The organism is Paenibacillus sp. FSL W8-0919 (genome assembly GCF_038003785.1).
GTDB lineage: Bacteria > Bacillota > Bacilli > Paenibacillales > Paenibacillaceae > Paenibacillus_AQ > Paenibacillus_AQ lactis.
The window spans coordinates 6,554,197-6,576,094 of record NZ_JBBOPV010000001.1 but is presented as its reverse complement, the minus strand read 5'-3'; the positions used below and the strand labels follow the sequence as shown (position 1 = coordinate 6,576,094).

The window sequence follows — 21,898 nt, the reverse complement described above, 5'->3', positions numbered from 1 at the left end:
TTTGTTGATCTTGATTACTTATGATGTAAGCACGACCGACAGCGAAGGTAGAAGAAGGCTTTCTAGGGTAGCCAAAACATGCGTGGATTACGGTCAAAGGGTTCAGAATTCCGTCTTTGAGTGCATTTTGGATGCGACCCAGTTCCGACGTTTGAAATATGAGCTTGAAGAAATCATTGATAAGGACCAGGACAGCTTACGGTTCTATAATTTGGGCGACAACTATAAAAAGAAAATTGAGCACATCGGAGCCAAATCGACTTACGATATGGAAAGTCCGTTGATTCTTTAATGGTGCGAATGTGAAGCTCACATGATTTTTCCGGGTCCTTCGCACCTCATAATTTGTCGAATAAATGTTGGTTATAGAAGTGAAGCGAAAAGTCAAGACTGGATCCTTTCATTTATGATATGGATTTAACCAATAAGGTTGCGAATTCATACCAAGGTGAGATTGCTCAGCTGCTTTTCGCGGTCGCACCCTTCGCGGGTGCGTGGATTGAAATGTATACAAACCGACCGGCTTTACGTTGAGCTGGTGTCGCACCCTTCGCGGGTGCGTGGATTGAAATATTCCTGCCGGCATCAACCCAACTACCGGTAAGCGTCGCACCCTTCGCGGGTGCGTGGATTGAAATTACGACTACATGGGCGGCGCTGCACCAACAAAGTCGCACCCTTCGCGGGTGCGTGGATTGAAATTGCAGAAGAAAATGCGAAAAAGGCAGATGAAGAGCAGGTCGCACCCTTCGCGGGTGCGTGGATTGAAATGCTCATTGGCTCTCACCCTCCAGTAGCTGCCCTGGTCGCACCCTTCGCGGGTGCGTGGATTGAAATTCCCCGGTCCAGTCGCTGGATACCTTGATCCCAAATGTCGAACCCTTCGCGGGTGCGTGGATTGAAATATATCGATCTGTTCCGCGAACCTCGGCCACAAGGGAGTCGCACCCTTCGCGGGTGCGTGGATTGAAATCGATACTAGGCCTTGCCGCGACGATCATTACATCGTCGCACCCTTCGCGGGTGCGTGGATTGAAATAGGTGGTATTTGTCCTGCCGAACGGCCTAGACCCGTCGCACCCTTCGCGGGTGCGTGGATTGAAATTTGCGCAACGAGACGACGGCCGAAACGCTTGAGTGTCGCACCCTTCGCGGGTGCGTGGATTGAAATCAGTGCTAATCTGTGGAGTGCTACGATAAAAATGCAGTCGAAAAATACCCTCGTATGAAATAAAATGAAAGCTGACGAGAGGACGGGAGACAATGAATCGATACGACAAAGCATTCAAAGAAGAAGCAGTAAGATTGAGCGATGAGATTGGATCAAAGAAAGCCGCCGAGCAGTTAGGCGTAGCCTACTATACATTGCAGGAATGGAGAAAGCGAAGAACCCTGCACGGCGACGGAGCGCATATCGGGAGCGGACGCGCTTATGCATCTGCCGATAAGACTGCGCGTGAAATCGAATTAGAAAGAGAAATAGGCGAGTTGCGCCGCGCGAATGAAATTCTCAAGGACGCACTCGGTTTTTTCGTAAAAGACCGGAAGCGGTAAAGGCGTGCCAGCTCTATACGTACATCCGTGAACGACGGGATCGATGGACCGTCAAGGAGATGTGCGAGGTACTTGCTGTCAGCGAATCGGGCTACTACCGTAGCTTGAAGCCCTCACCCAAACAGGAGCGGCAGCAACTTCTTCTGGTCAAAATCAAAGACATCATTGGAGAGCATGAAGATAACCGAAATTACGGTGTCCAACGTATTCTGCTAGCGCTGTCACAAAGAGAGATCACGACCAGCTACAGCACCGTCTACCGAATCATGAAGAAGCATGGCCTGCTGAAGAAAGCCAAGCGTCATCCAAACGGCATTACACGCGAGGATGCCACAGCTCAAAAGAGCGAGAACCTGATCCAGAGAGACTTCAGATCCTCAGCACCCAACCAAAAGTGGCTATCGGATATCACCGAAGTCCCTTGTTCAGACGGCAAGCTATATCTGTCCGCGGTACTGGATTGTTTCAACGGAGAGATCGTGGGCCTCGCCATGGACGTCAACATGTGCAAGCACCTCTGCATCCAGGCCTTTGAGAACGCCTGTAAAGCAAGAAATGCTCGCGGAATGATTTTTCATAGCGATCGAGGCAGCCAATTCACGAGCAAGGCATTCCGAGAGCGTCTAGCTAAGCGAGATGCCATTCAGAGCATGAGCGGCACAGGGCGTTGCTATGACAACGCAAGGATGGAAAGCTTTTTTGCTACGCTAAAGAAAGAAAAGCTGTACAAGATCAACACGGAGCGCTATCCGATGGCCTATGTTAAATCGATCATCTTCAAATACATCATGGTCTACTACAACAGACAGCGGATCTACACCTCTAATCCAGGGGGATGGCCCCCAGCAATTTATCGCGAAAGAATGCTGTCGCAAGCAGCTTAGTAACGGGATTTCTGTATGAGGGTGTTTTCAAACTGCACTTTTTTTGACAACTCCACTGCGAAATCTTATTCGCCAACACCGTCGCACCCTTCGCGGGTGCGTGGATTGAAATATTGCTGCCTCGATCTCAGCTTTATACCTTTCGGCGTCGCACCCTTCGCGGGTGCGTGGATTGAAATATGAAGGCGTACTGCTGGATCTCCATGTATTCAGTCGCACCCTTCGCGGGTGCGTGGATTGAAATGGTACACAATGGGAGGACCTAGAAAAGGACGTTAGTCGCACCCTTCGCGGGTGCGTGGATTGAAATAATATAGCAGCGGGGAGAAACACAAAGTTCCTGCGTCGCACCCTATGCGGGTGCGTGGGTTGAAATATGTCCTTTCAGCAGCCTCCAGCCTGCCATGCTTCCGCGTTGCACCCTTCGTGGGTGCTTGGTTTTGGCTCCGCAGTTCATTACAGCGATCGGTCGATTTTGATGACTTATACTCTTCATATAGAAAGGGTTACGTGCGTAGGGTCGGTTCGGGAAGCCGCATGTGAGTATAATTACTCCATGCGGTTTTTCAATATATATGACGATTGAGGAAAAGGTCAGAGGTGCTTCTCAAGGCTTCCCCTTACAGGGCATATTGTAACTTCCATCAAAATATAGTGAAAGCAGAAGGCTTGACTTATACGAGGGAGCTACAGCCGGGGTTCCGGCTGTGCACGGTCGCACAGCTCTGACTAGTCCCTAAAAGGATGTGTTGAGGTGCCCTTGCCCCGCCTTGTGTGCCCCAACTAAGTTCTACGGCCAGCCCCAGACTTCCGGGTCACTCTCTTTGGACCCATAAGGTGCCCAGCCTAGCCCTTTGGGCCTTGTACTGTCTTTCCGGGCGCATTAGCCCGTCTCAAGATTCCGCAACCTTGTCTCGACCGATCAGCCCCGTAAGGGACAACGCTTTACCGCTCGCTAAAACCCCGCAGGCCCCGCCACCTGCCATTTCAAACCCAAGGGGGATCTCACATGAAGCCAGCTGCGCACAGTCGATCTCCTGAGCAAGGAGCCGTCCCAAACCCAGCACCGCGGAGGCGCACCTTGTTTTGGCGCCTGTTCGCCAACTACTTTCTGCTCATCCTCATCCCGGTCATTGCCGCCAGCGTCCTTGCACAGGTGCTGGTCGTCCGGATCATCGAGCAGGATGCGGAGCGCCTGAACGACATCGTGATGAGCCGGTTCGCCGAGCAGACGGACGCTTCGCTCCAGACGCTGAAGACGAACATGATCCAGATGCTGAGCACCTCCAGGCTGCGAAGCGTGCTGATGGGCGCAGCCGACTCGCCGGGAGGCAAGCTGCAGCCGGAGCTGCTGCATTCGCTGCGGGAGCAGCTGCAGCAGCTGGAGTCGGATGAGCTCGTCGAGCGGGCGTATTACATTTTCGTGCACGATGACCTGATCATCGATGCCGAGACGTATACGAACAAAGCCTACTATTTTAGCACGCGTTATCCGATGGAGCCCCGAAGCCGCAAACAGCTGGAGGCCGAATTGACCGGCAAAAAGATGATGAATTTCACCGACTCCGGCAGCTCCCTGACGGCGGTGATGAGCTATCCCTTCAATACAAACGCCCCCGATGTGTATCTCCTGGTTGATCTGAAGACGAACAAGCTCCAGGAGCAAATTCATATTCCGGAAAGCTGGGTCCGCGGGACGGCGATCATCGACGATCGCGGCCGCATGATCTCCGAGAACGGTTTAAGCGAGCGGGACCGGCAGACGCTGCAGCAGCGGATCCATGCCGAAGGCGTATCCCCGCAATTTACGATTTCGGACAAGACCGGGTTGTCGCTCATGAAATCGGCATTCGACGAGAAATGGCATTATATCAGCATGATCGAGCTGGGCACATTGATGAAGCCGGTATACGTCACCCGTTTCATAAGCTGGGCGTTCCTCGTATTTTTTCTGGTCGTCGGGGGATGGGTGTCGTATTACTTGAGCCGGCGTTTATACCGGCCGATTGCGGAAATCCGGAATGGACTGAAGTCTCACCGCCGCACCGGAGAAAGTCCTGCGCATGAAGGGAATGAGTTTGATGTCATCAAACGCTATTCCCAGTCCATCATGACCGAGAACCGTGAGCTGTCCCACATGGTCCACGGGATGCTGCCGATCGTGCAGGAGCAGTTCGTGACCAAGCTGCTGCTCGGTCAATACCGCGACGCCCTGTCTATTGAATACTACGCCAAGGAGATTGAGTTTGCGTACAACCCCGTAGCGGCCAGAACGGTGCTGACCATAGCGCTTCACGACAATCTAGATGTGCCTGAGCATCCGACGGAAACGGGAAAAACCTTTCTGCTGGCCGAGATGAAGGACAAGATCCGTAAGCTGGCCCCGGGCCGAATATGGCTGTGCCAGACCAAGCCAAATCTGCTGGCCTGCATCGTGCAGCATGACAAGGCAATGAGTGATGGCCCTGAGCATATAGCGGAAATGGTGAAACTCATTTTGCTGCAATACGGCGACTATTTTAAGGCCACCATCGGCATTGGCAAAACCGTTCAAACGATGGAGGAGCTTCACCTTTCCTACGAGCATGCCGTCATCGTGCTCCAGTATCGGGGGCTCAACTCCACCGTTGAAATTTGCGGGAGTCAACCCGTCCGCGATTTGCAGGGAGGCGATTCCTTCCTGTCCGTGCAGGAGGTCAACCGGATTCTGAACCAGTGCAAAACCAGGGAATACGACAAGCTGCTCCGGTCCGTGCTAGATCTGCTGGAGGAAGGGCAGCGCAGAGATGCGGCCGCTGAGCAGATGAAGTATCTGCTGGCGGATGTGCTGAACACATGGATCCGGGCAGCCGAATCCGAGCATAACGAGCTGAACGTTCCGTATTACTCCCGGTTATTTGAACGCATGAACCGCTGCATGACATGGGGTGAGCTCAGGGCGTGCTTCGAGGAGATTCACGCGTTCCTCTTTCGGCGGCCGGCACCCGGCACGCGCGCTCAGCAGATCGCCGGCATTGTGGCGTACATTCACGAGCATTACGACCAAGAGCTGTCGATCGAGGCTTTTGCCGGCATGATGAACATGTCGATCGGCCACTTCAGCCGTACCTTCAAGGAAGAGGTCGGAGAGAAATATGTGGAGTATATCGCGAAGTACCGGCTGATGAAAGCGAAGCAGCTGCTGCTCGAAACGGATCTGAAGCTGGACGAGATTGCGGAGAGGGTCGGATATTGGGGCCGAAACTCGCTGATCCGGGCCTTCCGCAAATATGAGGGCATTACGCCGGCGAAATACCGGACGCTGCACCAATAGCGTTACAAAGAGAGAGACTGATTTTTTTCGAAAAGTCTCTTTTTTTGCATGGACGAAGCCGCAAACCCTTGCTCCACAAGGGCTGCAAACCGGGCGCCCGCAGGAAAAGATGCGTGCTTTACGCCCTAAGCTTAGGCTCGTATAGTGGGGACAACAGCCGGAGGTGTCGGCTACAGAAACGCCAAACAAGGAGGTGGTGGGGATTGGCGCAGCTATCGCGTATCGGATATGTGCTGAAAAAGCACAAAGCATTGTACCTGCTGATGCTGCCGGGCATTCTGTATTACCTGATTTTTAAATACGCGCCGATGTACGGCATCATCATCGCCTTCCAGGATTACTCGATCGGCCGGGGGATATGGGGCAGCAAGTTTGTCGGCCTGAAGCATTTCATTGAGTTCTTCTACGTGACGCCTGATGCGTGGAAGCTGATCCGCAACACGATCATGCTGAACGTGTATGATCTGCTGTTTCACTTTCCGGCGCCCATCATTCTGGCCGTGCTGTTCCATGAGCTGAAGAGCAAATGGTTCAAGCGATTCGTGCAAAACATCAGCTATATGCCGCATTTTCTGTCCACCGTCGTCATTGCCGGTATTCTGGTCACCTTCCTGTCGCCGACGACCGGGGTGATCAACCACCTGCTGGTGAAGCTGTTCGGGATCGAGCCGATTATGTTTCTCGGCATGCCGGAGTGGTTCCGGACGGTATATGTGGGCTCGGAAATATGGCAGAAGGTTGGCTGGGGCACGATCCTGTATCTGGCCGCCATTGCCGGCATCGATCCGATGCTGTATGAAGCGGCGAAGATGGATGGCGCGAACCGGTGGCAGCAAATTCGGCATATCACCTTTGTCGGCATGGTGCCGGTCATGATCATTTTGTTCGTGCTGACCCTCGGCAATTTCATGGAAGCCAGCTTCGAGAAAATATTGCTGATCTACAACACGATGAACTACGAAACGTCCGACGTTATCAACACCTTCGTCTACAGGCGGGGCATTCTCGACGCCGACTTCAGCTTCGCCACCGCGGTCGGCCTGTTCCAATCGGCGATCGGATTCATTCTGGTCGTCGCGGCGAACCGCATCGTGCGCAAATATTCGGAGACCAGCTTGTGGTAAAGGAGATGCGCCATGAAACAAAAGGTGAGCCTCGGCTCGAGGCTGTTTGACTTCTTCAACATCACATTCATGATCGTGCTCATCATCGTGATGGCCTATCCCATGGTATACGTATTCTCGGCATCGATCAGCAACAATGCCCTCGTCGCCAGCGGAGCGGTGCTGCTATGGCCGAAAAAGATAACGCTGATCGCATATGAGCAGCTCATCTATAATCCGGATTTGTGGGTCAGCTATTGGAATACGATCCGGTATACGGCGCTGCATACGGTGCTGACCCTCATCGCGACGTCCGCGATGGCTTATCCGCTGGCGAAGCGCTGGCTGCCGGGACGGAGGGTGATCCTGCTGATGGCCGCCTTCACCCTTCTCTTCAGCGGGGGCATGATTCCGACCTTCCTGATCGTCCAGAGGCTTGGATTGCTCGATACGATCTGGGCCATCGTCCTCCCGTCGCTGATCAGCACCTGGTATTTGTTCATCATGCGGACGTTCTTCGAGGGACTGCCGGAAGAGCTGGAGGACGCAGCAGCCATCGATGGGTGCGGCTCCATGCAGATTTTAGTGCGGATCGTGCTGCCGCTGTCGCTTCCCGTGATGGTGACAATCGGCCTTTTTACCGCCGTGAATCAATGGAATTCGTTCTTCAGCGCTTTGATCTATTTGAACGACCGGGAGATGTATCCGCTGCAGATCATGCTGCGCAACATTTTGATTGCCGGCACGAATGTGCAGGGCGAAGGGGATCTGACCCACCTCGAAACGCTGAAGTACGCGATGATTATCATCGCGACGCTGCCGATACTATGCGTCTACCCGTTCATTCAGAAATATTTCGTCCAAGGGACGATGATCGGCGGAATTAAGGGATAACGATAACGATAACGGTAGCGATGGATGCAGGCTCATCCGTTTCTATAAGGCATGCTGTATTTTTAAGAAAAGGGAGGTTGTGTGCATGACGCGGAAGGGTTTCAGAAAGGCGCTCCTATTGATGCTGCTGTGCGCCCTGCTCGTCACCGGCTGCGGCGGCGGAGGCGGGAAGGATGACGGGACGCTGAGTCCGGACAATCCCGTTACCTTCTCATGGCTCGTGTATGACCGGGTGGAGGGGAAGGTCAGGGACGACTGGGAGATTTTTAAAGAAATCGAGGCAAAGACGGGGGTCAAGGTGGAATTTCAGGTAGTCAGCCAGGAAGGGCTCGAAGAGAAGCGGCAGATCATGATCGCCACGAACACCGCTACCGATTTCATCCAGGTGCCTACGCAGGACGGCAGAGAGCATGGACCGGAGAAGGTATTCCTCAACCTCCAGGATTATCTCGACAAGGCGCCGAATCTGAAGGCATTCTACGAGAAGTACCCGGAAGCCAAAGCGCTGGCAACCGGCACGGATGGCGGGCTGTACACCGTCCCTGTGCTGGAAGGCGATGCGGAGGGAAAGGGCTTTAACTTCATCTGGTATGCGCGCAAGGATATTCTGGATCAGCACGGCATTAAGCCGCCGACGACCGTGGATGAGTTCTACCAATTCCTTAAAGCGCTGAAGGAAAAATATCCGGACTCCTATCCGCTCATTTCCAACTCGATCGTCGGCGATACCGGTCTCTTCACGACCTTCGGCCGCATATTCACCGGCATTCACGGCTTCTACAGCCTGGATCCGACGACGGATCAGTATGCCTTCGCGCCGTATCATGACAATTACAAGGCGATGCTGGAGTATTTGAATAAGCTGTACACGGAGAAGCTGCTTGATCCGGAATTTTCGCTGCTGACGCAGGCGCAGTGGGAAGAGCGGATTCTGACGGGCAAATCGCTCGTCACGTATTTCTGGAAGGCGGACCTGGAATCGCTCGTCGCGAAGGCGCGGGATGCCGGGATTCCGGAATACGACTTGGACGCGATCCCGTCGTTTGCGGCTGACGGCATCAAGAACTATCAGTTCTCCCGTCCTGTCGTCGGCACCGTCGGCCGGGCGATCTCGGCCAAAGTGAAGGATAAGGAGCGGGCCGTGCAGTTCCTCGACTATTTGGTCAGCGAGGAGGGAACGAATTATCTCTCGCTCGGCATTGAAGGTAAAACGTATACGATGGAGGACGGCAAGCCGGTCTACAACAAAGATTTTGGCGCCTCCCCGTTCAATACGCTGCGGAAGGACTGGGGCGTCTGGTATGATCTCATCACCTTGAACAACGCGCTGTCACGCGAGGCTTGGGAGCGCGGTCTAAGCGAGAAGAGCAAGGACATCAACGCGCGCTATGCCGAGTATATCATCCCGGCGCCGAAGCAGATCGTCAAGACGGAGGAAGAGCTGGAGCTGGAGAAGTCGAAGCTGAACAATCTGAACAAATTCCTAGAGCAGAAGGTGACGGAATTCGTGACCGGCAAAACGCCGATTAACGACGAGACGTATCAGCAATTTATCGATCAGGCGAAAAAGCTGGGCGCCGACGAGCTTCTGGCCATGTACAATACGGCCTATACGCGCACCTATGGCAGCAAGTAAGGGAAGCAGATAGGGAGGAGAGGAGGAATCCGAACGTGGAGACGAAAGTGGAGACCTATAAGATCATTGACGTCGATGTTCATAACGAGCAGGATGACCGCGCCCTGCTCCCTTATCTCGAGGAGCCATGGCGCTCCCGGGTAGCGGCTTCCGGCATCGGCTATGCAGGCTCCGGGTACTATTCGCCGATCGGCGTGATGAAGAAGGATTCGATTCCCCCTGGCGGAGGGAAAGCCGGGTCTGATCCGGATTTCATGATCAAGCAGCTTATCGAAGGCTACGATGTGGAGTATGCCGTGCTGACCGGCGTCGTCTATAACATTTCATCCACGCATGATCCGGACTACGCGGCAGCCATTTGCTCGGCCTATAACGATTATCTGATCAACGAATGGCTCGGCAAACATAAAGCGTTTAAGGGTGCGATGGTCGTGGCGACCCAGGATCCGCTGCTTGCCGCCCGCGAGATTGACCGGGTCGGCGGGCATCCGGACATCGTCGAGGTGATGATCTCCAGCGCGGCGCGTTCCCCGCTCGGACAGCGCCACTATCATCCGATCTATGAAGCAGCCGAGCGGAACGGGCTCCCGGTGGCGATCCATCCGGGAGCCGAGGGCGGCGGCAGCTCAACGGCTCCAACCGCGGCCGGCTATCCGGCCCGGTACATTGAATGGCATACCTGCCTCTCCCAGATGTTCATGGCACATCTGGTGAGCATGGTATGCGAGGGCATCTTCGTGAAATTTCCGAAGCTGAAGGTCGTGCTCGTGGAGGGCGGAGTGGCCTGGCTTCCGGCATTGATGTGGCGCCTGGACAAAAACTACAAGGCGCTCCGCTCCACCGTACCTTGGCTGAAGAAGATGCCGAGTCAGTATATCCGGGAGCACTGCTACCTGTCGACCCAGCCGATCGAGGAGCCGGACCATCCGCAGCATCTGATCGATCTGTTCAATATGATCGATGCCGAGAACATCCTGCTCTACTCCAGCGACTACCCGCATTGGGACTTCGATTCGCCCCATCACATTTTGCGGGGGCTGAAGCCGGAGGCGAGACGGAAGATTTTCTACGAAAACGCGAAGCAGCTGTACCGGCTGGATTAATCGGGAGAGGACGCTGGCTGCTCTATCCTTTGCGAGTAAAGGAGGGTGCTTATGACAGTGCACTACGTACTGACGGAAGATGCGATCCCGGAGGGCGGCCGCGCCGTCGTCGAAATTGACGGCCGCGAGATCGGCATCTACCGCGTGAACGGCGAATATCATGCCATCCTGAACTACTGCCCGCATCAGGGAGCCCCGATCTGCGCCGGCCCTGTCTCCGGAACGACGCTTCCTTCGGAAGTGTACAGCTACGAGTACGGCCGGGAGGGAGAGGTCGTTCGGTGCCCCTGGCACGGGTGGGAGTTCGACCTGCGGACCGGCGAGTCGCTGTTCAGCGAACGGATCAGGGTGAAGAAGTATAAGGTGGAGGTGCATGAAGGGAAGATCGGGATCGTCATGCGGGAGGTAGAAGAAGTAGGACAGCAGTAGAAGTAGAAGAGAAGTAGAACAATAGTAGAAGAAGTAGAACAGAAGTAGAAGTAAAGCAGGAAAAAATAGAATGAGAGAACGAAAGTTATAAAGACAAGATAAAGCAGCGCTTCGGGATGACTCCGGAATGATCGGGAGTCGTCCCTTTTTAGTATAAAGTTATGAAATCATGTATCATGTAGGGAGGGGACAAGCCCCGCCTTACAAGATTGCATAAAGGAATGAGCAACGTGAACAAAAACAAGCGAGGAATTGGAATTGCTGCCGTAGCTATTATTTTGATCGGCCTGGGCATCCTTTTTGCTTATGATTATTTCAATCCAGAAAAGAATTGGACGATGCCGGAGCCCAATATTGACGTTCAAACGAAAACGATTGACGGCATGACCATTGTGTTACGAAACGCTGCCTACCGTGATGATGAAGTTACGATTGGGTTCGAACTCCAAGGCGGCGGACCAGAGGAAAACGATCTGGGCTATAGATTCTACAGCAATGGGCAGCTGCTCGCAGATACAGAAAGCGGAGAGCAGCATAAATTGGGGGAGAATCATTATTACTTAACGGCTAAAGCCCGAGGCGTGCAGGGCCAACCCGAGCCGTTACAACTGAGGGTCCATATCTTGGCGAAATCCAATATAGAAGCTCAGGATATTTTATTTAACTTTGATTTAGCATTGCCGAGCGGCTCTTAAGGAGTGTACAGAGAGACCTCGCTCGGTGAATCACTTCTTGCTGCGTGTAGCGCGGAACTCAATGTTACTCAACCCAATAGTGGATTTTGAAAAAGAAAAAAGGCATCCCCAAAGATGGGATGCCTTTCTAGCTGCTCGCTCACACCACCTGCGACAGCACCAGTCCGCCGTAAGCGAACGCGGCTACGATGACGATCGCCGGGTGAATCTTGCGGATATTCATCGCCCAGAAGGCGGCGGCCGCGATGCCCAGGGATTGCAGAAGCCCGATGGAGATGACCGAGCTTTTGCCCATCTGCCAGGTCAAGGTCAGCATCATGATCGCGATGACCGGCTGGACGAGAAGCGTCATGCCTTTGACGACCGGGGACGTGCGGTACTTCTGAAGCAGGTTCAGCAGCCAGATTAAAGCGGCGGCGGACGGGATGACGGTAGCTGCGAGGGCGATCACCATGCCTACCCAGCCGGAGACGCCATAGCCGACGAAAGCGGCGATTTTGGTGGCGATCGGCCCCGGCAGCGCGTTGCCGAGCGCCAGCATATTCGAGAAATCCGGATCGCTCAGCCAACCGTGATGCGTGACGATTTCCTTATACATCAGCGGGATGGAAGCGGGGCCGCCGCCGTATCCGAGCACGTTGGAGATGAAGAAGCTGATCAATAGCTGAAGCCAGTCTTCCATCAGGCCGATCCCTCCTTATCCCCGCGCTGCTTCTTAAGCTTAGCCACGACTTTGAAATGTACGGTACCGTAAGCCAGGAACAGGACGATCACGATGGCGGGGTGAAGCTGGACCGTCTCCAGCAGCAGAAACGAGATCACAAACAGGCCAATGCCGACATAAATGCCAAGTCCCTTGACGGCCTTCTCCCCGAATTCGTAAGCCATCGTGCCCAGCATGACGGCAATGACCGGCGTTACGCCGGCAATCATCCCGGCAACGATTTTGGAGCTGCTGAGAAATGTCACGGCCGAAAGCAGCGCAACCATGGCAATACAGGTTGGGAAAATGTGGGCGATCACGGCAATGATGGCGCCGAGCACGCCCTTTTCCCGGTAGCCGAGATAGGCTGCCATCTTCGTGGCGATGGGACCGGGGAGCGCATTGGCAAGGGCCAGCACTTCGCCGAACTCGTCATCGTTCATCCAGTGATACCGGACGACCGCCTCGTGGCGGATGAGGGGGATGACCGAAGGTCCGCCGCCATAACCAAGGATTCCGGTTCGGAACATGCCGATGGTCAATTCGATGTAGGGATTGCTGCGGTTGTTAGAGCTCACGATATAAGTCCTTTCTTTCGTAAAGATAAACACACGGCATCAGAGTCTGATGCCCATCCGGCTTTTATAACGCTTGATGAGGATCTGCGTATCTACGCTCGTAATGCCCGGCAGCGGATACAGCTTCTCATTTAAAAACATTTCCATCTGTTTATGGTCCGTAAACAGCCCGTGCATATGCAGCTTGCTCGGCCCTGTCATATGGTACAGGCTTGTGACGTGTGGCTCGTTCTCCAAAGCGTCCGCCACCTGCTGCAGATGCTTCGGCTCAACCTCCACGTTAAAAAAGGCGGATACCGCGATTCCGACCTTCTCCGGATTGATTACCGCCGCAAACCGCTCGATCACGCCGCTGTCCATCAGGGCGGTGACCCTTGCCTGCACCGCTACGCGGGACAGCCCGACCTCCTTGCCCAGATCCGTGTATGAGATTCGGCCGTGCTTGCCGAGGATGGAGATGATTTTGCGGTCCGTTTCGTCGATCGGGAGCGAGGCGTAGGCCCCTTCGGAATGAACATCCATTGCGATCAGCTCCTTCTTTTTTTTTATGAATATGTAATGCATAACAGCTTAAATGACAACAAAACGAAATCGAATGTATCATTTTGATTACGATATGTTTAAATATATAAGCAATTGATTTCACTTTCAATATTTCTCTTCCGAATTGAAACTTTTTGCCCGCGAATTCAGTCTAAATCTATGAAATATTAAAGATATAAGTTGCAATTAAGAAAACGATGCAGGCGAGGGAGTAAAATGATTCCGAAGAAGTGGAACGGTCGCCTTTGGTTTCAGATTTCTACCGTAATAAGTTCTATTAAATCATGAAATCTGAAACCAACAGCGATTGTAGGAACATTTTACGTACTTGCCCTAATATACATTCATTTGTTCAACTTATACAGAATGGCATTCATTGGAGGGAGATCGTTCTATTAATTGGATGAATTAATAGAATTACCCTTTTCTATCAATTTATGATAGAATACTCCGGTGAAGAAATGGCTTCATAGGATTTCATAGAAAGGCGGCAGCTTAGATGAAGAAATTAATCGCCCTCATTCTGGTATGCGCAATGCTGCTCCCTTTTTCCATCGTATCCGCCGCGTCGGCTGGCGGGACCGGGACGGCCACGAGCAAGACGAGTGCAGCAACCAAGACGAATGCTTCCAAGAACGAGCCGATCGATCTCGTTTTTGTCGGGGATATTTTGCTGGACGGATATGTGGGGAACCAGATCGAACGTTACGGGAATCTGTATCCGTTCAAGAAGGTGGCTCCTATTTTGAAAAAAGCGGACATGGCCTTCGCCAACCTTGAAACGCCGGTGTCCGTCCGCGGCAAGGCCGCGAACAAAACCTTTGCTTTCCGCTCCAAGCCGGATACGCTGAAAGGCCTCGTATACGCAGGGATCGACGGCGTAACGCTGGCCAATAACCACATTCTGGACTATGGCCAGCAGGCGATGCTGGACACCATCACCCATCTGAAACGCCAGAAGATCGGGTATACCGGCGCAGGCCGCAACATCGACGAAGCGTTCAAGCCGTATGTACAGACGGTCAAAGGGAAGAAGATCGCCGTGTTAGGCGTCAGCCGCGTGCTGTCGGACAACTCCTGGATCGCCGGCAAGAACCATCCGGGGGCCGCATCCGCTTATACGATGGAGCCGATGCTCAGCCAGATCAAAAAGTCGGCGAAGGCGAATGACTTTACGATCGTTTATATTCATTGGAACCAGGAATTCGCCGATTACCCTGATGATTACGCCCGGAGCATGGCGAAGAAAATGATTGACGCGGGAGCGGACATCATCGTCGGTTCGCACAGCCACACGCTCATGGGAATTGAGTATTACAAGAACAAGCCGATTTACTATTCGCTCGGCAATTTTGTCTTCAACCGCTCCACGCGCGGCGGAGACAAGACGCTCCTGTCCATGATGGTCCATTTTGAAATTCAGGGCTCCAAGATTACGAGCCGGATCACCCCGGTGAAGATTCTCCAGGGCCAGCCGAACCTGATGGACAAGAAGTACAACAAGGAGATCATCGCGAAGCTGAACAAGCTTTCCTATAATGCGAAGATCGATGCCAACGGCAATGTAACGAAGAAGTAACGAGCCTTGCGCAACTTTAAGAACAACCGCAGCCTTTCGTGGCAGCGGTTGTTTTTTTGTGTCTGATCGGATCGTGTAGAGGCAGAGGGGAGCGAAAGGCGTCGAATGACGGCAACCCGCCCCGACGTAACTCCTTTCCATGATTCTACAATTTACGCGATTACGGCATGAGGGCAGAAATTCCTGCACAAATAATAAAATTTTATTTTATAAAATATATTGTATTTTGAAATTAAATTTCAATATGATTAGAGAAAGAGGATTCCGCTAGCTTGGCGCAAACGCCTCTTTCAAGTTTTTAAGAGAGTTAACTTCGGATTTACAGAGAAAGGAGGTGGGCTTAACAAGTCGCCGTTATACTTCCGTATGCAAGCCCGTTATTCGGGCGGCCTTCAAGCATGAGGAAGCACCCCTACAAGAACGAAGGAGGAATTGATGATATGTTTCGAAGGAAGAAAAGAATATCTTCACTGCTGAGCGGTGTGATGTTCCTTTCCCTGCTGTTTCCCGCCGGTGCGCTTCAAGCGTCGGAGCCGGCGGCAGCAGCTGCCCCATCCGGCCTTATTGATATGCGGCAAATGGAGATTGGACCGGGCGCTACATATACTTGGATGAACATGCATAAGGGGAGCGGGGAGCAGAAGGTTCATATGGTGGAATTCGATCCGGCGCAAGGACAGCTTGAGCTCCAGCCCGGACTAACCGACGGCAAGGTATACGGCATGCAGGGCGTGAGCAAAATGGCAGCCGATGCCGACAAGGAAGGCAACCGGGTGATTGCCGCCGTCAACGGGGATTTCTACGATATGTCGACGGGCATCCCGCTGGGGTTGTTCATGGGAGACGGAGAGCTTCTGACCGACCCGCCGAACGGCAGGAATGCTTTCGGCATCCGGCAGGACGGGACAACCTTGTACGGGAGCCCCAAATTAACGAAGACGGTCCGGATTGGCGGGACCGATACTGGCATAACGTCCATCAACCGTCTGAGAGGGACGGACGCACTTGTGCTGTATACCGAAAAATTCAACAAGACGACGATGACGAACAGCCTGGGCGATGAGGTTGTTCTGGATATCGTCAGCGGGCGGGCTGCAAGCGGTGAAACCCTGGTCATGAAGGTCGCATCCGTTCACAAGGACCGGGGGAATTCGCCAATCGGACCGAATCAGGCCGTTCTGTCGGCTTCGGGCCAACAGCGGGCCAAACTCGCGAATCTTCAGCCCGGCGATGAAGTGACCGCCCGGTTCGAGCTGGAGGACGCCTGGAAGGACGTGACGATGGCCATCGGCGGCACGGTGATGCTGGTCAAGGATGGCATCGTGCAGCAGCATGCGGATCCGGCCATTCACCCGAGAACGGTGGTTGGCACGAAGGCGGACGGCTCTGTCGTTCTGTTCGAAGTGGACGGCCGCCAGCCGGGCTTCAGCGAAGGCGTCAATTACATCCAGCTCGGCGAGATGCTGCAGGAACTTGGCGTTGTTAACGCGCTCAATCTGGATGGCGGCGGCTCGGCAACCTTCGTCGCCCGCCTGCCGGGAGAGACCGGACGCAAGGTGCTGAACTCCCCTTCGGACGGCGGAGAACGCAAAACCGCGAACGGCATTCTGCTCGTGAACAAGGCGCCGGAAGGACAAGCGGAGAAGCTTGTCGTATCGCCGAACCTTGCACGGGTGCTGACGGGATCGTCGGCGGTATTTACGGCAGCGGCTGTTGACGCGAACCTTCATCCCGCGGCGATGCCGGGCACGCCAGTATGGCAGGCCGATTCTGCATTCGGGAGTTTCGACGCCAATGGCAGATTCACAGCGGGCAGCCAGCCGGGAGAGACGGAAATAGCCGTTCAATCGGGATCGCTGAGGGGCAGTGCGAAGCTGGAAGTCGTTGATCAAATAACGGAGCTATCCTTCCGGGATGAGGTGATGACCTTCCCGTCCGGCTCCACGAATACATTAACCGTCACGGCCCTCCGTAACGGTCAGGTCATTCAGGCCGACAACAGCCGCTTTGAGTGGCGCGTCGAAGGCGATATCGGAACCATTGACGGCACCGGCACGTTTACGGCTGCCGATAAACAGAATGTGAGCGGCAAGATCTATGTTAAATACGGCAGCGTGGAGACCTCCATCGATGTGAACGTCGGGCTCCCGCCGGTTATGCTGGAGGATTTCGAGAATGGCCTTGGCCGGTATAAGGAAAGCGCGGGCGCGCAGTTTAAGTCGACCCGGGTATCGGTCGAGACGGACGATACCTATGTCCGATCCGGCAGCGGCGCGTTGAAGCTGGAGTATGATTTTACCGGCATGACGGGGACTTCCGGTGCATATCTGCAGACGAACAGCGCGGCAGACAATATCGAAATTCCGGGCTATCCCGAGAAGATCAGCATGTGGGTGTACGGCGACGGCAAGGGGCATTGGCTCCGGGCTCAGCTTCGGGACGCTAAGGGAAATATCCCGTTGAATTTTACCGATGAGAGCGACGGCGTGAATTTTGTTGGCTGGAAGTACCTTGAGGCTGACGTGCCGAAGGGAAGAACGCTTCCGCTCGTCATGGACATGCCTGTCCGTTATATGGAGACCAAGGCGGACAAGAAGGATGCCGGAGCGATCTACGTGGACGAAATCCGGGCATTGTACGGCCCGGCTAACGACGATATTGAACCGCCGGTTCTCAAGGGCTTCTCGCCTGCCGCCGGCGAAGAGATCACGAAGAATACGCCAACGATCACGGTATATGCGGAGGATGCGGGCTATGATCCTTCGAAGCATCCGGGAACGACGCTAATCGATCCGGACCGGATTCGCTTCTATGTAGACGGCGTGCTTGTGCAGCATACGCTGTATCCGCCGGAAGGAAGAATCCACTATACGCCAAGCGTTCCGCTTGCAGACGGCATCCATCAAGCGAAGGTGACCGTCCGCGACCTCTCCGGGAATCAGACGACCAAGGAGTGGCATTTCACGATCAATACAGGCGCAGACGCAGCAAAGATCGTGTATGATACGCCGGACACCGTATACTTGGGGAACAGCTATACGCTGGATATCGGCGGCGTCAACACGTCCCGGATCCGCAGCGGACATATCGAGTTCCAGTTTGATCCGATGAAGCTGGAGAATGTGCGGCTCATTCGGGGCGACAAACTGGATTCGTCCCAGGTATGGGCGGATATCGATCAAGCGAAAGGAACGGTTAAGGTGACCTGGAAGGACATCCATACCGCATCCTTAAGCGATGATGATGTGATCGGACGGATTGGGTATGACGTGAAGAAGGATGCGGAAGGTAGTAGCGTGATCTCGCTGAAATCCGGCGCGCTAACCTTGACGGATACGGGGGATACGGAGTTTACGTTCTTCGGCCTCCCGATCACTTCCAAGATTGCTGCACATTTGGCGCTGAACTGGAATGAAGAGGGAGCCGTCGAAGGCTATGAGACGGTATTCCACGTAACCGACGCCCAAGGTGCCGCTGTTCAAGACGTGCAGATTACGGCGGACGGCGCGCTGATCGGCACGACGGACACGGCCGGCGAGCTGAGGACAAACGCGTTAACATCGCAGATCAAGACCTATACGGTTCAAGCGGTGAAGGACAATCAGTACAGCCCGGCTGTGGCGTTTAAAGTCTCTCCGCTGTCCGGAACCGAGACGCCGACGAACATCAGCGTTGGCATGGGGGCGGATCCGGCATCCTCGCGGATGTTCAACTGGCATACGCACCCGGCGATCGAGCATACGGTGGTTGAGCTGGTGAAGCAATCCGAATTTACCGGGTTTGATGCGCCGAACGTACAGACAGTCAGCGGGACAAACGAGCTGTACCACACGCTCGATCTGGGGACGGTTCGTGTCCATAAGGCCGAAGCCGGCGGCCTGGAGCCCGGAACGGCATATGTATATCGCGTTGGGGACGGCCAGGGCCATTACAGTGAACAAGGCTCGTTTGAAACAGCGTCCTTGACGGAAGAATCGACCAAATTCTTGTACTTTGCGGATTCTCAGGCATCCACCGCGAAGGAATTCGAGCTCTGGGGCCAGACGATTGACAAGGCTGCAGGCGAGCATCCCGATGCGGAATTTATGGTGCATGCCGGGGATATGGTCGATAAAGGCTTTTTGGAAGCGCAGTGGAATGACTGGTTCCGGGAGGCGCAGCCGCATTTCCTGAATACGACGCTTGTATCGGCGATCGGGAACCATGAAGTGATGGGATCGAAGGAGAACGGCGATTTTCTGGCCCATTTCAACCAGCCGGGCAATGGCTTGGACAGTCTGAAGGGCACGAATTTCTCGTTCGATTACAAAAACATTCATTTCATCATGCTGAATAGTGAATATGAGCTGGAAGAGCAGAAGAAGTGGCTTGAGCAGGACCTTGCGGCCAACAACAAGGAGTGGACGATCGCGATCTTCCACCGCGGCCCTTACGGAAGCATTTATGATTCCGCCGAGGTACGCAATCAATGGGCGCCGGTTCTGGAGAAGTATGAAGTGGATCTTGTATTGAACGGGCATGACCATATCTATGTCCGCTCCTATCCGATGAAGAATCTTGCCATTGCACCGGACGGCAGCGGAACGACATACGTTGTGGCCGGCTCGACCGGGCCGAAGTTTTATGCCCATACCGAACGGGGCTGGCACCAGGTTGTGGATGAAGAGAAAACCCAGATGTACGCCTCCGTGGAAGTGGAGGGAGATGAATTGCGGTTCGTTACGAAAACGATCGGCGGCCGCCTCGTCGATGAATTTACGCTCGCCAAATCCGGAACGCCGAAGCCGAAGCCGGAAAGCATCGTCGTATCGCCGAAGCAGCTCAAGCTTGCCGTCGGCGACAGCCGTCAGCTGGCAGCGGAAGTGAAGCCGGACGGCGCAGAAGCTTCGGTTACGTGGTCAGTGTACAGCGCCGAGCCGCAGCAAGCCGTCAGCGTGTCGGCGGACGGCATCGTGACCGCCATCGAGCTTGGCGAGGCCATCGTTCGGGCGACAAGCACCGTCTCGCCGGATGTATTCGCCGATGTACGGATTATGGTCGGTAAGGAATCGGATGTCTCCCTCGAATCCATCCGCTTCAAGGGCAAGCCCGTACTGAAGATGGGCGACACCGACCAGACCGTGACGGAGGCCGTATATTCCGACGGCAGCCGGATCCCTGTCATCGAGGGCGTGACGTATGAGAGCAGCAAGCCGGAAGTAGCCTCCATCGATAAACGCGGGACCGTCCGGGCGCTGGCTGAAGGAAGCACGGTGATTTCGGCAACCTACGGAGGACTTAAGTCGGAGTACGGCTTGAAGGTCATCCGAACCGGCGGAAATCCGAATCCGAATCCCGATCCTTCGCCGCCGGTGGACCCTCCGGGCAAGCCTCCGGTGTTCCCACCGGTAAAGCCGCCGGTGATACCGCCAAAACCGCCGGTTACCCCGCCTCCGAACAGGATTACTGTAACGGCTGAGGAATTGGCCGACAAGCTGGCAAATGGTCAGGCTGTGTTGACGGTGAACGGCGAGTTCGAGGAGCTGATCCTGCCGGGCAACGCGGCTGAGCTGGTTAAGGAAGGTGCGATCCGGGTTGTGGCTAATCATATGACAATCACGATCCCGGGCGAAGTTCTTGCTCAGCTGCGCAGACTTGAGCAAGGGAATGAACCGGACAAGGGTTCCATCAAGCTGAGCAGCGAGAAGCTGAAGGAGTCCGCAGCCAACCAGCGGATTGCAGATGCTGCCCGTAGAGAAGGGGCACAGCTGAGACAGATTGGAGCTTTGTACGAGCTCGGGTTGGAATGGGTGTCCGCGAACGGTACAGCCGACAGCTTGAAGGAATTCGACAAGGCAATCATTTTAGAACTGCCGCTGCCACCTGGTACCGGTGGAAGCAGAGTCTCCATCTACTATGTTTCCGACTCTGGAGAACTGGAGTATATTCCGGGTATCTTGAAGGACGGCCGCATGTCGGCACCGATCAAGCACTTCAGCGCATATGGCCTCCTGCAGTACGAGAAGATGTTTGCCGATGTGCCGTCAACGTTCTGGGCCGAGGAAGCGATTGGAGACTTGGCTGCAAAACAGCTGATCAAAGGCGTTTCCGCGGAACGCTTCGCCCCGGCCCAGAAGGTAACCCGGGCTGAATTCGCGGCGATGCTGGTCCGGATCCTGGGCATCCAGGCTGAGGGGCCGGTGCCGTATAGCGATGTCACCCCCGGCAAGTGGTATGCGGACGCAGTTGCTGCTGCAGCCGATGCAGGCATTGTCTATGGAACGAGCGGCGACCGCTTTGCTCCCGAAGCGCCGATCAAGCGGCAGGAAATGGCGGCCATGCTCGTTCGTGCCTACGCTTATGCGGTGAAGCAGCCGAATGCAGCGGACGTGACCCGCAGCGGTTTTGCGGATATCGCCGGATCTCCTGACTGGGTACAGGAGGCCGTTAATACGGCATATGCCCTCGGCTTCATCAAGGGACATACGCCAAGCCGATTCGCACCGGAAGGACTCGCGACACGTGCGGAAAGCGCGCAGGTCATGTTCAATCTGTTGAATAAGCTGCAGTAATCACGGATGAACCGCCCTCCCATCTCCTTGCAGGACTGCAGGAGTGGGAGGGCGGTTCTTTCGTATGTATGTCCCGGACCTCCTATAAGTGCCGGAGATGCGATCCCGGCCTGGGCAGCGGAGGACGAAGCACAGGCAGCAGTGAAATGAATCGTACCCGGGAAAATCGCTCCCGCAAACAAGGCCTGCCGCGGCCGCCCGGACGTTCGGAATCGAGGCGGCGGAAAATTTTAGATATTTTCATGCGGCAAACTCCCTTATAATGAAAATCAAAGGCTAAGAGAGGCCCTTCAAAGATACTTTACTTAAAGAAGGCCCTTGATGGCCCGATGA

Annotated in this window: 15 protein-coding genes and 2 CRISPR repeat arrays; of the genes, 12 read left to right on the top strand and 3 right to left on the bottom strand. The window is 54.5% G+C overall.

The window, feature by feature from the left end:
- Position 1 precedes the first annotated feature (1 nt).
- The 10 genes from cas2 (at position 2) to NST44_RS29710 (ending at position 11,611) form a co-directional block, all read left to right on the top strand.
- The gene (cas2, locus tag NST44_RS29755) at positions 2-292 is read left to right on the top strand and encodes a CRISPR-associated endonuclease Cas2 (RefSeq protein WP_007131598.1); all 291 of its coding nucleotides are present in this window, start codon (positions 2-4) and stop codon (positions 290-292) included.
- Positions 293-474: 182 nt separating this feature from the next.
- Positions 475-1,171: a CRISPR direct-repeat array (repeat unit 32 nt; unit sequence GTCGCACCCTTCGCGGGTGCGTGGATTGAAAT).
- Positions 1,172-1,263: 92 nt separating this feature from the next.
- Positions 1,264-1,554, top strand: a complete 291-nt coding sequence (locus NST44_RS29750; RefSeq protein ID WP_007130931.1) for a transposase — start codon at positions 1,264-1,266, stop codon at positions 1,552-1,554.
- Between the two features lie 23 nt (positions 1,555-1,577).
- Complete coding sequence (locus NST44_RS29745; RefSeq protein ID WP_138919336.1) at positions 1,578-2,438, top strand: IS3 family transposase; 861 nt, start codon at positions 1,578-1,580, stop codon at positions 2,436-2,438.
- A 79-nt stretch (positions 2,439-2,517) separates the two neighbouring features.
- Positions 2,518-2,814: a CRISPR direct-repeat array (repeat unit 32 nt; unit sequence GTCGCACCCTTCGCGGGTGCGTGGATTGAAAT).
- Between the two features lie 633 nt (positions 2,815-3,447).
- Positions 3,448-5,751, top strand: a complete 2,304-nt coding sequence (locus NST44_RS29740) for a helix-turn-helix domain-containing protein (protein ID WP_050954069.1) — start codon at positions 3,448-3,450, stop codon at positions 5,749-5,751.
- Positions 5,752-5,954: 203 nt separating this feature from the next.
- A complete protein-coding gene (locus tag NST44_RS29735; protein WP_007131600.1) occupies positions 5,955-6,875 on the top strand; it encodes an ABC transporter permease in 921 nt (306 codons plus the stop codon).
- 12 nt (positions 6,876-6,887) lie between these two features.
- Positions 6,888-7,748 (top strand): carbohydrate ABC transporter permease, encoded by an 861-nt coding sequence (locus NST44_RS29730; protein WP_007131601.1) that lies wholly within the window; start codon positions 6,888-6,890, stop codon positions 7,746-7,748.
- Between the two features lie 85 nt (positions 7,749-7,833).
- Complete coding sequence (locus NST44_RS29725) at positions 7,834-9,384, top strand: extracellular solute-binding protein (RefSeq protein WP_007131602.1); 1,551 nt, start codon at positions 7,834-7,836, stop codon at positions 9,382-9,384.
- A gap of 47 nt (positions 9,385-9,431) precedes the next feature.
- Complete coding sequence (locus NST44_RS29720) at positions 9,432-10,487, top strand: amidohydrolase family protein (protein WP_034272725.1); 1,056 nt, start codon at positions 9,432-9,434, stop codon at positions 10,485-10,487.
- A gap of 51 nt (positions 10,488-10,538) precedes the next feature.
- Positions 10,539-10,916, top strand: a complete 378-nt coding sequence (locus NST44_RS29715; RefSeq protein WP_028404478.1) for a Rieske (2Fe-2S) protein — start codon at positions 10,539-10,541, stop codon at positions 10,914-10,916.
- A gap of 230 nt (positions 10,917-11,146) precedes the next feature.
- On the top strand, positions 11,147-11,611 hold the full coding sequence (locus NST44_RS29710; protein ID WP_157462163.1) for a hypothetical protein: 465 nt from the start codon (positions 11,147-11,149) through the stop codon (positions 11,609-11,611).
- A gap of 139 nt (positions 11,612-11,750) precedes the next feature.
- Here the strand turns inward: NST44_RS29710 and NST44_RS29705 are convergent, their stop codons facing one another.
- Genes NST44_RS29705 through NST44_RS29695 form a run of 3 tightly spaced genes read right to left on the bottom strand, consistent with a single transcriptional unit; the run spans position 11,751 to position 13,414 of the window.
- Positions 11,751-12,293, bottom strand: coding sequence for a chromate transporter (locus NST44_RS29705; protein WP_028404480.1), 543 nt, complete (start codon positions 12,291-12,293; stop codon positions 11,751-11,753).
- Positions 12,293-12,892, bottom strand: a complete 600-nt coding sequence (locus NST44_RS29700; RefSeq protein ID WP_276825314.1) for a chromate transporter — start codon at positions 12,890-12,892, stop codon at positions 12,293-12,295. The genes NST44_RS29705 and NST44_RS29700 overlap by 1 nt, the downstream gene beginning before the upstream one ends.
- A 39-nt stretch (positions 12,893-12,931) precedes the next feature.
- Positions 12,932-13,414, bottom strand: a complete 483-nt coding sequence (locus NST44_RS29695; protein WP_007131608.1) for an Lrp/AsnC family transcriptional regulator — start codon at positions 13,412-13,414, stop codon at positions 12,932-12,934.
- A 520-nt stretch (positions 13,415-13,934) separates the two neighbouring features.
- Here NST44_RS29695 and NST44_RS29690 point away from each other — a divergent pair.
- Positions 13,935-15,014 carry a CapA family protein gene (locus tag NST44_RS29690; protein ID WP_210095461.1) on the top strand — a complete coding sequence of 360 codons (1,080 nt, stop codon included), beginning with the start codon at positions 13,935-13,937 and terminating at the stop codon, positions 15,012-15,014.
- Positions 15,015-15,454: 440 nt separating this feature from the next.
- Positions 15,455-21,565 carry a phosphodiester glycosidase family protein gene (locus NST44_RS29685; protein WP_340901344.1) on the top strand — a complete coding sequence of 2,037 codons (6,111 nt, stop codon included), beginning with the start codon at positions 15,455-15,457 and terminating at the stop codon, positions 21,563-21,565.
- Positions 21,566-21,898 lie beyond the last annotated feature (333 nt).

Coding starts and splice junctions, on each gene's coding strand:
- NST44_RS29750 (WP_007130931.1), top strand. CDS start 1,264: ATGAATCGATACGACAAAGCATTCAAAGAAGAAGCAGTAAGATTGAGC.
- NST44_RS29740 (WP_050954069.1), top strand. CDS start 3,448: ATGAAGCCAGCTGCGCACAGTCGATCTCCTGAGCAAGGAGCCGTCCCA.
- NST44_RS29690 (WP_210095461.1), top strand. CDS start 13,935: ATGAAGAAATTAATCGCCCTCATTCTGGTATGCGCAATGCTGCTCCCT.
- NST44_RS29685 (WP_340901344.1), top strand. CDS start 15,455: ATGTTTCGAAGGAAGAAAAGAATATCTTCACTGCTGAGCGGTGTGATG.
- NST44_RS29715 (WP_028404478.1), top strand. CDS start 10,539: ATGACAGTGCACTACGTACTGACGGAAGATGCGATCCCGGAGGGCGGC.
- NST44_RS29695 (WP_007131608.1), bottom strand. CDS start 13,414: ATGGATGTTCATTCCGAAGGGGCCTACGCCTCGCTCCCGATCGACGAA.
- NST44_RS29725 (WP_007131602.1), top strand. CDS start 7,834: ATGACGCGGAAGGGTTTCAGAAAGGCGCTCCTATTGATGCTGCTGTGC.
- NST44_RS29705 (WP_028404480.1), bottom strand. CDS start 12,293: ATGGAAGACTGGCTTCAGCTATTGATCAGCTTCTTCATCTCCAACGTG.
- NST44_RS29730 (WP_007131601.1), top strand. CDS start 6,888: ATGAAACAAAAGGTGAGCCTCGGCTCGAGGCTGTTTGACTTCTTCAAC.